12 protein-coding genes and 1 pseudogene are annotated in these 12,641 nt (G+C 65.3%); 7 read left to right on the top strand and 6 right to left on the bottom strand.

Annotated features, from left to right (window positions below; translation table 11 throughout):
* Positions 1-7: 7 nt before the first annotated feature.
* Entirely contained in the window at positions 8-1,171 is a 1,164-nt protein-coding gene (locus tag BH95_RS18035) for an acyl-CoA dehydrogenase family protein (protein WP_037183380.1), read from the top strand.
* The gene (locus BH95_RS18030; protein WP_019667106.1) at positions 1,168-1,998 is read left to right on the top strand and encodes an HpcH/HpaI aldolase/citrate lyase family protein; all 831 of its coding nucleotides are present in this window, start codon (positions 1,168-1,170) and stop codon (positions 1,996-1,998) included. The genes BH95_RS18035 and BH95_RS18030 overlap by 4 nt, the downstream gene beginning before the upstream one ends.
* An 8-nt stretch (positions 1,999-2,006) precedes the next feature.
* Here the strand turns inward: BH95_RS18030 and BH95_RS18025 are convergent, their stop codons facing one another.
* Positions 2,007-3,257 carry an NAD(P)/FAD-dependent oxidoreductase gene (locus BH95_RS18025; RefSeq protein WP_019667107.1) on the bottom strand — a complete coding sequence of 417 codons (1,251 nt, stop codon included), beginning with the start codon at positions 3,255-3,257 and terminating at the stop codon, positions 2,007-2,009.
* A 53-nt stretch (positions 3,258-3,310) separates the two neighbouring features.
* Between BH95_RS18025 and BH95_RS18020 the strand changes: the two genes are divergently transcribed.
* Positions 3,311-5,227: an amino acid transporter gene (locus tag BH95_RS18020; protein WP_037183378.1), complete on the top strand. Its 1,917-nt coding sequence runs from the start codon at positions 3,311-3,313 to the stop codon at positions 5,225-5,227.
* A 2-nt stretch (positions 5,228-5,229) separates the two neighbouring features.
* Here BH95_RS18020 and BH95_RS18015 read toward each other — a convergent pair whose 3' ends face one another.
* Both BH95_RS18015 and BH95_RS18010 read right to left on the bottom strand, forming a co-directional pair.
* A complete protein-coding gene (locus BH95_RS18015; protein WP_033189352.1) occupies positions 5,230-5,652 on the bottom strand; it encodes a hypothetical protein in 423 nt (140 codons plus the stop codon).
* 31 nt (positions 5,653-5,683) lie between these two features.
* Positions 5,684-6,529: a hypothetical protein gene (locus BH95_RS18010; RefSeq protein ID WP_244165028.1), complete on the bottom strand. Its 846-nt coding sequence runs from the start codon at positions 6,527-6,529 to the stop codon at positions 5,684-5,686.
* An 81-nt stretch (positions 6,530-6,610) separates the two neighbouring features.
* On the opposite strand from BH95_RS18010, the gene BH95_RS18005 reads away from it, so the two are divergent.
* Positions 6,611-7,351: a lysophospholipid acyltransferase family protein gene (locus tag BH95_RS18005; RefSeq protein ID WP_033189350.1), complete on the top strand. Its 741-nt coding sequence runs from the start codon at positions 6,611-6,613 to the stop codon at positions 7,349-7,351.
* Between the two features lie 4 nt (positions 7,352-7,355).
* Positions 7,356-8,092, top strand: a pseudogene (locus BH95_RS18000) (lysophospholipid acyltransferase family protein).
* A 19-nt stretch (positions 8,093-8,111) separates the two neighbouring features.
* Here the strand turns inward: BH95_RS18000 and BH95_RS17995 are convergent.
* Both BH95_RS17995 and BH95_RS17990 read right to left on the bottom strand, forming a co-directional pair.
* Positions 8,112-8,855, bottom strand: coding sequence for a CPBP family intramembrane glutamic endopeptidase (locus BH95_RS17995; protein WP_019667113.1), 744 nt, complete (start codon positions 8,853-8,855; stop codon positions 8,112-8,114).
* A gap of 32 nt (positions 8,856-8,887) precedes the next feature.
* On the bottom strand, positions 8,888-9,988 hold the full coding sequence (locus BH95_RS17990) for an RNA polymerase sigma factor (protein WP_037183374.1): 1,101 nt from the start codon (positions 9,986-9,988) through the stop codon (positions 8,888-8,890).
* Positions 9,989-10,064: 76 nt separating this feature from the next.
* Between BH95_RS17990 and BH95_RS17985 the strand changes: the two genes are divergently transcribed.
* Positions 10,065-10,898 carry a Cof-type HAD-IIB family hydrolase gene (locus BH95_RS17985; protein ID WP_037183372.1) on the top strand — a complete coding sequence of 278 codons (834 nt, stop codon included), beginning with the start codon at positions 10,065-10,067 and terminating at the stop codon, positions 10,896-10,898.
* A gap of 329 nt (positions 10,899-11,227) precedes the next feature.
* Here the strand turns inward: BH95_RS17985 and BH95_RS17980 are convergent, their stop codons facing one another.
* Entirely contained in the window at positions 11,228-11,716 is a 489-nt protein-coding gene (locus BH95_RS17980) for a nuclear transport factor 2 family protein (RefSeq protein ID WP_037183370.1), read from the bottom strand.
* A 142-nt stretch (positions 11,717-11,858) separates the two neighbouring features.
* Here BH95_RS17980 and BH95_RS17975 point away from each other — a divergent pair, with 142 nt between their 5' ends.
* Positions 11,859-12,452, top strand: a complete 594-nt coding sequence (locus tag BH95_RS17975) for a TetR/AcrR family transcriptional regulator (RefSeq protein WP_037183369.1) — start codon at positions 11,859-11,861, stop codon at positions 12,450-12,452.
* Positions 12,453-12,641: the final 189 nt, after the last annotated feature.

Here is a 12,641-nt window from a genome sequence, read left to right as displayed (position 1 = left end):
ACACGTCATGGATTTCACGTTCACCGAGCAACAGCAGGACTTTCGATCCGCACTGCGAAAGTTCGTCGACAAGGAAATCATCCCGGTTGCAAGCGAATACGAGCGCAGCGGCCGATACCCGACGGAAATCGTCGAACATCTCAAAGCGATGGGCCTGTTCGGAATCACCACTCCCGAGGAGTTCGGCGGACTGGACCTGGACAAGGTGTCCTTCACGCTGGTCTACGAGGAACTCGCACGTGGGTGGATGGGTGTGGCGGGCATCCTCGGCAGTCACAACCTGTCCTGCTGGATGATCGCCAAGCACGGTACCCAGGAGCAGAAGGAACAGTTGCTTCCCAAACTCGCGGCAGGTGTGTATCGCACCGGCGTCGGCCTCACCGAGCCCGGTGCCGGTACCGACCTGCAGGGAATTCGGACGACCGCCAAGCGCGACGGTGACCACTACATCGTCAACGGGACCAAGACGTGGATCACCAACGCCCGCTACGCCAACGTCCTGCCGACGCTGGTGAAAACCGACAACACCGCCGATCCAGCGCACAAAGGCATGAGTCTGTTGCTGATCGACACGGAGACCGAGGGATTCGAAGTACAGCGCGATCTCGGCAAGCTCGGTTACAAGGGCACCGAGTCGTGCGAAATCCACCTCCAGGACGTCCGCGTTCCAGCGTCCGCCCTCCTCGGTGGTGTCGAGGGTCGCGGGTTGCAGCAGGCGCTGTCCGGGCTGGAGATCGGGCGACTCAACATCGCGGGCCGCAGCGTCGGAATCGCCCAGGCTGCCTACGATGCCGCACTGAAGTACGCGAAGGAACGCACCGCATTCGGCCAATCCATCGCGGACTTCCAGGCCATCCAACTGAAGATCGCCGACATCGCGACACGGTTGCAAGCCGCGCGGCTGATGACGTACTGGGCTGCATCGCAGGCCGATTCGGGAAAACGCGTCGACATGGAAGCCGGGATGGCCAAGTACTTCGCCTCCGAAACCGCGATCGAAGCCAGTCTGGAATCGATGCGCATCCACGGCGGCTACGGATACTCCACGGAATTCGTGGTCGAGCGGTTGTACCGAGATGCCCCACTGATGGCGATCGGTGAAGGAACCAACGACATCATGCGCACCGTCATCGCCAAGGCACTCGTGGCAGGCCACGGAGTGATCGGATGACCGCACTGACGTTCCTGTACGTCCCGGGCGACGTACCTGCTCGGTTCGACAAGGCGTCGAGATCCGGAGCCGATGCCGTGGTCCTGGACCTGGAAGACGCAGTCGTCGCGTCGAACAAGGACGAGGCGCGCAGTACCGTCGCCGCGTGGTTGGCCGCCTGCGAACCGGGGCAGGTCGAGATCTGGGTGCGGGTGAATCCGGGTGCTCTGCAGGATGCAGACATCCGTGCGGTTGCAGGCCCGAACCTCACCGGCATCTGGCTACCCAAGGTCGAATCGCTCGAGGAGATCGAAGCAGCCGCGCGCATTCTGGATACGGTCGCACCGCACGCGGAACTCTCGGCGCTGATCGAGACGGGAAAGGGGCTACTCGCCCTACCGGCGATCGCGACGGGCCCGAGGCTGCGGTTCCTGCAGATCGGCGAGGTCGACCTCGCCGCCGACCTGTCCATCGAGCCCGGCGACGACGGTCGCGCGTTGCTGTTCGCACGCAGTCAGGTCGTTGTCGCGAGCGCGGCAGCGGGGCTCGAGCCGCCCCTCGCCGCGGTCTCGGTCGAGTTCCGCGACACCGACGCGTTCGCTGCCGACACCGTGGAACTGCGCAGGCTGGGGTTCCGCGGCCGAGCGTGCATCCACCCGGCCCAGGTGGCCCCGGCACGGGACGCCTTCGTACCGACGTCGGAGGCGGTGCAGGAGGCCGAGGAGATCCTGGAGGCCCTTGCGCAGGCGACATCCGGCGTCGGCGTCGACAAGAACGGACGTCTGATCGACGAGGCCGTCGCACGATCGGCACGCCGAGTTGTCCAGTACGCCCAGAGCCGAACCTAGCGTCGGCGTCAGATCGTCGGCTTGGCGTCGCCTGCCCAGGCGATGCGTTTGGGGTCGCCGTGGCATTCGACGATGGCAGCGTGGTCGCTGTCGAAATAGTCCCACGCCCAGGACAGGAAAGCGTCGACCTTGCTGTGCGCGCCGCTGAGCAGGGCGGCGTGCACACCCAACCAGGCCGCGAACGCGAGGGGACCCTCCACCTGGTGACGGTGCGCTCCCACCTCGGCGACGGCGGCGCCGCGTCCGATCATCGCCATGATTCCCTTGTCCTTGTAGGCGAACGGCTTTCGAGGTTCACCCGCGATGGACAACAGAATGTTGCGGGCGGTCCACGCTCCTGCCTGCTGCGCAACGGATCCCAACTGAGGCAATGTCTTTCCGTCGGAACCGGGGATGTTGGCCACGTCGCCGACGGCGTACACGTCGTCGAACGTCGGTACCGTCAGATCGGCGAGTACGTCGATGCGGCCGCCGTGGCCGGGCGTCACCGACGCCGTGGACGCGATGGGTGACGCGGACTCCCCGCCTGCCCAGACGACAGTGCGGGAGGCCAGGCGAGAGCCGTCGGACAGCTGCACACCGTCGGTGTCGACAGACGCCACACCGACGCCGAGCCGCACCTTCGCGCCGTGCTGAACGAGCTTGTCGTGGGCGTACTCGTGGGAGCGTTCGCTGTACGGCGCGAGCAGCGCGGGCCCGTGGTTGATCAACCACGCCTCGCCGCGGCCGCCCGGGTGGTTCATCTTGCGCAGCGCCGTGAACAGCTCGGCGAACGCGCCCGCGGTTTCGACTCCGGTAGGACCGCCTCCGACGATCACCACGTCCAGCGGGTCGTGTTCGCCCCCGAGGAGGTCGCTGACGTGGTGACGCAGCTTCTCGGCGTCGGCGACGGAGTAGAGCGGAAACGAGTGTTCTTCGGCGCCCGGGGTGCCGAAGAAGTTGGCCGTCGCACCCGCAGCCACCACCAGGTAGTCGCCGGACACCCGCTCGCCACCCGCTACGAGGGAGCGTTCGGAGAAGTTCAGATCGGTGATCTCGGCCTGGACGACGCGCACCGACTTCATCGACTCGAAGATCGACGCCAACGGCCGGGCGATGTCCTCGGCGGGCAGCTGCGACGTCGCCACCTGGTACAGCAGGGGCTGGAACTGGTGATAGTCGTTGCGGTCGACGAGGGTGACGTCGACGCCCTTTCGGCCTAGATCGTGCGCACATGCAATTCCGGCAAGACCGGCACCTGCTACCACCACGTGAGTCATGGGATCCACAGTAGTTCCGCCGCGTGCCGCCCGGCGGGTTTACGCTCTGTCGCATGGTGCGTCTGCGCTCGTGGTTCCTCGGTGAGGTGACCGAGAACCCATCCGGGCATCTGGGTCCGTACCGCAAGCCCACCGAAACCGAACACACCCACCCGTGGTGGAAAGTGATGTGCCTGACGGGCGTCGACTACTTCTCGACGCTCGGGTATCAGCCGGGAATCGCGGCCCTCGCCGCGGGCACTCTTGCACCGCTCGCCACCGTCGTGCTGATCGTGTTGACGCTGTTCGGGGCTCTCCCGGTCTATCGGCGCGTCGCCCGAGAGAGCCCGACGGGTGAAGGTTCCATCGCGATGCTCGAGAAGCTGCTGCCGAAGTGGGGCGGCAAGGTGTTGGTGCTCGTTCTGTTGGGCTTCGCGGCTACCGACTTTCTGATCACCATGACGCTGTCCGCGGCCGACGCATCGGCGCACGTGATCGAAAACCCATTCGCGCCAGCAGGTCTGGACAGCGCACAGGTGATCGTCACCCTCGTGCTGCTTGCGTTGCTCACCGCGGTCTTCCTGAAAGGGTTCACCGAGGCGATCGGAATAGCCGTCGTTCTCGTCGGGACGTTCCTCGCGCTGAACCTCGTCGTCGTCTTCGTCGGATTCTGGGAGATCGCGAAGAATCCGTCGCTGCTGTCCGACTGGCAGCACGCCATGACCGCGCAGCACGGAAACCCGCTCATGATGATCGCCGTCGCCCTCATCGTCTTTCCCAAACTGGCACTGGGCCTGTCCGGTTTCGAAACCGGCGTCGCCGTCATGCCGCAGATCGCCGCCGACGGTGACGACGCGCTTCCCAACCGGATTCGCGACGCCAGAAGGCTCATCACCACGGCCGCTCTCATCATGAGTGGCTTCCTGCTGACGTCGAGCATCATCACCACGGTCCTCATTCCGCAGAACGAGTTCCAGAGCGGCGGCGGAGCCAACGGACGCGCGTTGTCCTATCTCTCGCACGAATACCTCGGCGAAGTGTTCGGCACCGTCTACGACGTCAGCACCATCGCAATTCTGTGGTTCGCCGGGGCGTCGGCGATGGCGGGACTGCTCAACCTGGTTCCTCGCTACCTGCCGAAGTACGGCATGGCGCCGGAGTGGGCTCGCGCGGTTCGACCACTGGTGCTTGTGTTCTCGTTGATCGCGGTCGCCGTCACGCTCTACTTCGACGCGAGTGTCGACGCGCAGAGTTCTGCCTATGCGACGGGTGTTCTGGTACTCATCACCTCCGCGTCGGCTGCGGTCGCGATCTCCGCCGCGCGGAACCGTCAGCGTGTGCAGATGTGGGTCTTCTCGGTCATCGCCGTCGTCTTCGTCTACACCACCGTCACCAACATCTTCGAGCGTCCCGACGGCGTCAAGGTGGCGTCGTTCTTCATTCTGGTGATCATGGCCGTGTCGTTCTGGTCGAGGGTCACGAGGTCCTTCGAACTGCGCACCGATTCGGTCGAATTCGACGAGGAGTCGCTGCAGTACATCGAAGAAGCAGCCGCTCGCGGACGGATACGCATCGTCTGCCACGACGCCCGGCATCTGGACCCCGCGGAGTACGCCGCGAAGGAAGAGCAGCAGCGCCGCGACAGCAACATTCCCGCGGACGAGCCGATCCTGTTCCTGGAGGCCAATATCCGGGATGCCTCGGACTTCAGCTCGGACCTCCTCGTCCACGGAGAGCAGAAGGGCGACTATCGGGTGCTGTGGGTCGACGCCTCGGCCGTACCCAATTCCATTGCCGCAGTGCTGCTGCAGATCAGGAACGTCACCGATGTACGCCCCGATGTCTACTTCGAATGGTCCGAGGGCAATCCGCTGGTGAACCTACTGCGTTTCCTGTTCATCGGCGTCGGCGAAGTCGCTCCGGTGACCCGAGAAGTGTTGCGCCGGGCGGAACCCGACCGAGACCGAAGGCCGAACGTGCACGTCGGGTAGGTCTAGAAGAACTGCCCGACGACGAAGCCGGCAACCAGTACCCCGGTCCCTCCGATTTCGGCGACGGCAAGGGTCCACATGAAGGCGTGGGTGCCGTGGACTGGGTTCTCGAATTGGTTGTCCGTGTCTCGCAACAGCCCGTGGACCATGTAGCTCGCGATGGCTGCGACGAAGAAGACGGTGACGACCAGTCCGGCGATCAGATTCACGGCCGTCGGGAAACCGGAGAACTCTGCCAGGGCTGCGAGGATCAGGGTCGCGAAGGAGTACATCAGAGCAGCGCGGTGTGCGATGTCGACGTAAGGGTGGGCCAGAGCCGTCGGCGACGTCGCCATCTGGCGGTACTTCCACACGCCGAGGCCCAGTGCCCACAGCAGGATCAGCCCGGCGAGCAGCAGCAGTATCTTGGTGTCGATCCCCAGCATCGTGTCGTACCCCCCGTTCGTGGACGTTGCGTCAGGCGATGTCGCCTATGCAGTACCCGTTGGCCCCGATGGCCAGTGTGAACACTTGGTTCTGTTCGAATCCCGACACGTTGGTCACGTCGGCGTACACCGTCTTGTAGTCCCCGTTGGTGAAGGCCACGTAGACGCTCGCCGGGTTGTAGGACGCCGACCCCGTGAGCCTGCCCGGGTTGTTCGCCAGCGGCGCGGGCGTGGGAACGCCTGTTCCCTGCGGATCCCACGTCGGGCGGGTGTCGCAGACGAGGGGGTAGTCGCCTTCGAGGTCGGCGGGGTCGACCGGCGCTCCCGTGAATCGCCCGAGGTATCGCTCGACGGTGTACGTCGCGTCGAGGTCGGTGAACACCGGTGCGGTGCCGGTCGGGTAGACGCTCGGGCAGGCATAACCGGAGGCGATCTCGCTGCGCTTGATCGACACCGTCGACACCGGGCCGGTCCACGTCACCGCGTACTGACCGTCGACGCCCGGCTGACCGGCCGCGTCGACGATCGAGGCGACGTCGGAGTATCGCACCGGAATGTCCGTCGGCGGCACGGTCCAACACGTCGGCGTCACAGCCGGCGGCCCTCCGGCTTCCAGGTCGGCCAGGAACGCCCCCAGTGCGGACGCGGCCTGCGGATTGCCCGGAACGTCGCCGACGGCGGGTCCTGGAGGCGGTCCGGGAGTGGTCGTCGTCGCTGACGTCGTCGGGGTCGTCGCTGTGGTCGTCTCTTCCGTCGTGGGTGCCGACGGTGGATCGGTGGGGATGCCCTGCTGGCCGTCACCCTCGCACGCGGTGAGTACCAGGACTGCCCCCAGCAGCCCTGCACCGGCACGAGCGATTCTGCTAAGCGAACTCATGTTCAGCTGACCTTCCCCGTTCACGGCTTCTCCCCAGAGCGTTCTTCTCGCGACCGCCCGATACGACTACGCTAGCCGACTGTGGAACCCGTCTACCGAACTGTCATCGGCATCGCCCGCGTCGTCTTCGCGTCCCAAGGCCTGAAGTTCGAGGTGGAGGGCGAGGAGAACATCCCTGCCAGTGGCGGCGCGGTCATCGCCGTCAACCACACCGGTTACCTGGACTTCACCTATGCCGGGCTGCCGCCTCGGCGGGTGAAGCGCTACATCCGCTTCATGGCCAAGAAGGAAGTGTTCGACAACAAGATTTCCGGTCCCATCATGCGGTCGCTCAAGCACATTCCCGTCGATCGCGGCGCGGGCGCGGAGTCCTACAAGGCCGCGGTCGCGGATCTACGCAGAGGCGAGCTGGTCGGGGTGTACCCGGAAGCGACCATCAGCCGCAGCTTCGAGATCAAGGAATTCAAATCGGGTGCGGCACGCATGGCCATCGAAGCAGGTGTTCCCATCATCCCGACGGTCATCTGGGGTGCGCAGCGCGTCTGGACCAAGGGATTCCCCAAGAGGCTGGGCCGCACCAACACTCCCATCCGCATTGCCGTCGGCGCGCCGTTGGAGCCCGTCGGACCGGCGAACGAGCTGACCGAGAAGCTGCATTCCACGATGAAAGAGATGCTGCTGAAACTGCAGGACGGATATCCGCACGAGCAGGGTGCGTACTGGGTGCCGGCACGCCTCGGCGGCAGCGCTCCGACCCTCGAGGAAGCGGACAAGCTCGACGCCGCGGACGCGGCAGCGAGAAAGGCAAAAAGGGAGGGCTGACGCCATGTCGCGCGAACCGGTGTATGCCGCGTTGACCGGGTTGGTTCGTGCGATCACCGCCGTGCAAGGCCTACGCATCACCTATCGGGGAACCGAGAACATTCCGCGCCGCGGCGGCGTCGTACTCGCCGTGAACCACACCGGGTATCTCGACTTCATGCAGGTCGGACTCGTTGCGCGCCAGGGCAAGCGGCGGGTTCGCTACATGATGAAGAAAGAACTCGAGCGCAATCCCGTCGTCGGGTTCCTGATGCGACACTGCAAGGCCATCGGCGTGGACCGCGCAGCCGGAGCCGAGTCGTATGCCGCTGCTGTGCAGGCGCTTCGGGACGGTGAACTGGTCTGTGTGTATCCGGAGGCCACCATCAGCAGAAGCTTCGAGCTGAAGGCGTTCAAATCCGGTGCCGCACGGATGGCACTGGAAGCGGGCGTTCCGATCGTTCCGGTCGCCATCTGGGGTCGCAGCGAATCATGACCAAGGACATGCCGAAAGCATTGGGTAGACACAACTTTCCCGTGCACATCGCCGTCGGACAAGCAATTCCTCCGCACGGAACCCCCGACGAACTCACCACAGCTCTACGCAGTGGATTGGAAAGCGCCCTCGGCGTGGCGCAGCAAGGTTACGAACACCCGGCAGGCGCCCGGTGGGTACCGGCACGATTGGGCGGCAGCGCACCCACCCTCGACGAAGCAGCAGTCATCGAAGCGGACGAGAAAGCCCGGAGGGCAAAGGGATAGTCGGCTGTCCCTCGACTGCTCAGCTGGTCGAGGCGTGCCAGACCAGTGCGGCGGCGAGGGCGCCGAGGCCGTTGAGGGACCAGTGCAAAGCGATGGGAGCGATGAGGCTGCCGCTTCGGTTGCGAAGCCAGGTGAACACGAATCCCGCCGCGGCCGTCGCGATGACTGCGCCGACGATGCCCACGACCTGGCCGAACAGTCCGCCGCCCAGGAAGTTGCTGAATCCGGTGTTGTTGGCGGTGAGGCCGAGCGACGAAGCGATGTGCCAGAGGCCGAACAGCAGGGAGCCGGCCGCGAACACTCCGCGCGCCCCGTAGATCCGACCCAGGGTGCCGTGCAGGACGCCGCGGAACGCGAGTTCCTCCGGGATGACGGTCTGCAGCGGGATGACGATCATCGACGCGACCAGCGCCGCCGAGATGGTTGCGTATCGATCGGCCATGAAGAACGGCCGAGTGATCGGCAGCAGTGCGCCGATCGCGATGACCGCGAGGACCAGCCCCACGGCTGCGAGAGCATAGATCGAACCGGTCTTCCACTGCTTGGGTGACAAACCGAGCTCGGACCAGCCCAGACCCCGGCGTCGGGTCAAGGCGACGAGAACGACGGCAGCGATGGGGACCGTCGCGATGCTGGCCCACACCGTCGTGAAATGCGCGATGAGGTTCGTTGCGATCAACACGAGCACGACGACGGCCACGTCGAGGTAGGCGTGGAAGCCGCGCCAGCGAGCGGCCCGCGCAGCATCTTGCGTCATGAGCATCCCGCCGAGTGTACGGATCGATGCTGAGAAACTCAGCCGTTCTCGGGCTGGGACTGGGTCGTCGTGGTCGCGGGAGCGTTCGGCGTGGTCGTGGTGGGTTCGGTCGTCGTGACGGGTGGATCGGTGGTCGTCACCGGTGGGGCAGTCGTCGTCGGCACGACGGCGGCGGTGGTGGTGACGGGTGCCGGTGCGGGAGGTACGACGGCGGGAGCAGGCGATTCCGGGACCACCGTGGCGACCTCGGCGGTGGAGGTCGTCGGCGCCGCGGGCGACGGGGACGGCGGTTCGGTCGTCGTGGTGGGCATGGTCCTCGGGACGGGGCCGGGTGCGACGTCGACCTGCGCCGGCGCCGTCGGGCGGCTCGCGGGCTCTGCCACCAGGAATCCGATACCCGCGGCGATCAGCAGAGCAACGCCGGCGACTGCCGCCCACACGACCTTCCCGGAGGCCGGACCGTGCGTCGGGAAGCCGAGTCGGTCGGTCCGATCGAGAGTGGTGGTGTTCACGACGACCCCCATCTCGGAGTCGGTCAGAATCTTCTCCCGCAGCCCGAACGGCGCGGTTGCCAGCGGAAACAGCCGAAGAATCGCGGCAGCTCCGGCGACACGCTCCTGCCCGGCTCCGGCCGAACGCTCGAGCTCCTCTCGCGCCCGGGAGATCAGCGTCGACGCCCGACGTGTACCGATCCCCAGCACCGCGGCGACGTCGGCGTCGGCGAGTCCGTGTCGAATACTCAGGTCGAGAACCTCACGGTGCTCGGCGCTCGAGGCAGTTGCCGCCGTCGCGACGAACTCCTGAACGGACCGTTCCTCGTCGCTGGCATCTGGAGCGATCGTCGATGTGAAGTCGCACCGGTCGCGGCGTGGGCGGGGCAGGCACTCGGCCCGAGCGATCGCGTACAGCCAGGCCCGGAATCGTTCCGGATCGCGAAGCACAGCACTCCGCCGTGCGGCGATGAGCATCGTGTCGTGGACGACGTCGGCAGCGGCGTCCTCGTCGGCCAGCATTGCCTTCGCGTAGCTGAACAGGTGGCCGGAATGCCTGTCGTACGCGTCGCCGAGGCCCGAAAGTTGGCCTGCGACCAGCGCGGCAACGATCCGGGCGTCGGGCGAATCCTCGGACACCCCGGGCATCGTCGGCTCCCTCCCTCGTCGGTTCGCAAGTCTAAGGGACCCAGCGGCGGGCACTGCCGGAGCCACCTCAGGCACAATGACCTCGATGCCTACCACCAGCCGCGCACCCCGCCTCGTCGCCAGTGATGTCGACGGAACGCTCCTCGACCACCGCGAGAAGGTCACCGAGCGCACCCGACGCGCTGTACTGGCGATGGTCGGCGACGGCACACCGTTCGTGCTGTCGACGGGTCGTCCGCCGCGCTGGATTTCCCCTGTCGTCGACCAGCTGGGCTTCGCGCCCATGTGCGTCTGCGCCAACGGCGCCGTCATCTACGACGCCGGCACCGACCGGATCCTCGACGCCGAGGTTCTGACCGGGGAGACGCTGCACTGGCTCGCCGACCTCGCATACCAAGCCCTGCCGGGCTGCGGGCTGGCCGCGGAACGCGTCGGCGAAACAGCGCACGACGCCGCCACACCGCAGTTCGTCAGCTCGCCCGGCTACGAACACGCATGGCTCAACCCCGACAACACCGAAGTGTCGTTGGCCGAGGTCATCGACGTCCCCGCCGTGAAATTGTTGATCCGGCTCTCCAGCGCGTCCAGCGGAGACATGGTGGCCGCCCTGGCACCCCTCGTCGACGGCCGGGCCGACATCACCTTCTCCACCGACAACGGACTGATCGAACTCTCCGCACCCGGCGTGACCAAAGCATCGGGCCTCGCCCTCGTCGCCGAACGCCTCAACGTCCAGGCCGCCGACATCGCAGCATTCGGCGACATGCCCAACGACGTCCCCATGCTGCACATGGCAGGCCTCGGCGTCGCAATGGGCAACGCACACCCCGCAGCAGTCGCCGCAGCCGACGAAATCACCACAACCAACGCCGACGACGGCGTGGCCAGAGTCCTCGAACGCTGGTGGTGAGCTCCGTCTCCGGACCGAACGTGCCGTTCAGTCACTTGAAGTGACCGAACGGCACATTCGCTCACTCACCCGGTCCCCTTTGGCGGCGCCGGTCGGTGCGACTGGGTGGGACGGAGTGCCCGATACTTTCGAAATCGGCGGACTTCCGCTGTTCGTCGAAGTATCGGGCAATCCATTGCATCGGGCGTGCACGAATGCGGGTTTCGCCCCCCCTGACGGAAGCGAACGTGACGTTCGGTCACTCCAAGTGACCGAACGGTTCATTCGGTCGCCCTCGCCTTGACGGTTGGCTGGTGCGCGGACGGAGCGGAACGCGGCGCATCAGGAGGTCACAAGCCGAGGTCGGACAGGCTCGGATGCTCCGCCGGTCGCGGTGCATTCCGGTCCCAGAAGAACTTGCGCTCGCTTTCGTCGATCGGCACGTCGTTGATGCTTGCGTGGCGGTGCGTCATCAGGCCGTCCTCGTCGAAGAGCCAATTCTCGTTGCCGTAGGCTCGAAACCATTGACGCGAATCATCCTGATACTCATAGGCGAAGCGGACGGCAATACGGTCGTCACTGTGCGCCCACAGTTCCTTGATGAGGCGGTACTCGTGCTCGTGGTTCCATTTACCGCTCAGGAATTCGACGATCTGCGCACGGCCGGTCACGAAAACGGACCGATTCCGCCAGACGCTGTCGATCGAGTAGGCCAGCGCAACCACCTCGGGATCACGGCTGTTCCAGGCATTTTCGGCCAGCCTGACTTTCTGTACCGCTGATTCGTCGCTGAACGGCGGAACCGGTGGCTTCGTGGTGGTTTCCACATTTGCAGTCATTGATCGTCCTTCGCTTCGAGGGTTGGTCGAGGTGCTCTGCCCATGTAGACAATGCTGTCTACATGGCAAGAACGTACGCCATGTAGACAGACTTGTCCACATGCATGTGGCGCCGGTGGACAGATTTGTCTACTCTTGCGACGTGAGCATCTCCCAGACTCTTGATCCGCAGGTCGACGTGTCGGCCCTCCCCGCTCGGGAGCGGATACTGGCCACCGCGTATCGGCTGTTCTACCGCGAAGGAATTCGAGCAACCGGTGTGGACAAAGTGATCGCGGAGGCAGGCGTCACAAAGGTGACCTTCTATCGCCACTTCCCAAGCAAAGACACGCTGATCCTGGCGTTCCTGGACCTACGGCATCGGCGTTGGATGGAGTGGTTCGTCGACGCGTTGGACCGCTACGCTGCGGGCAACCGTCGCAGGCCCGTGGTGGTCTCGGCAGTCGAGGAGTGGCTGACCTCGGATACCTTCCGAGGATGCGCCTTCATCAACAGTGTCAACGAGATCGGGGCTGAACTGCCGGAGGTGTACGAGATCGCCACTCGCCACAAGGCCGATATGGTCGGGGCTATCAAAGCGACACTTCCGCCGGGCCCCAACCGAACCCGCGCGGCACAAGCGCTCGCAGTGGCGATCGATGGCGCTGTTGTACAAGCTCAGTGCCAGCTCGACGCCACATCGGCAGTCAAGGCTCTGACGACGATCGCGTCGATGCTGCTGCCGGTAGGCAGGTAGCTGAGCGGCGCCGGTACATGCGCAGTGAGATGAATTGCCCGATACTTTCGAAATCGGCGGACTTTCGCTGATCGTCGAAGTATCGGGCAATCCATTGCATCGGGCGCGTACGCATGCGGGTTTCGCCCCCCCGACCGGAGCGAACGTGGCGTTCGGTCACTCCAAGTGACCGAACGGTTCATTCGGTCA

Source organism: Rhodococcoides fascians A44A, assembly GCF_000760735.1.
In the GTDB taxonomy this organism is placed as follows: Bacteria; Actinomycetota; Actinomycetes; order Mycobacteriales; family Mycobacteriaceae; genus Rhodococcoides; species Rhodococcoides fascians_E.
The sequence above is the reverse complement of the archived record's forward strand: the minus strand, read 5'-3'. Positions and strand labels throughout refer to the sequence as shown.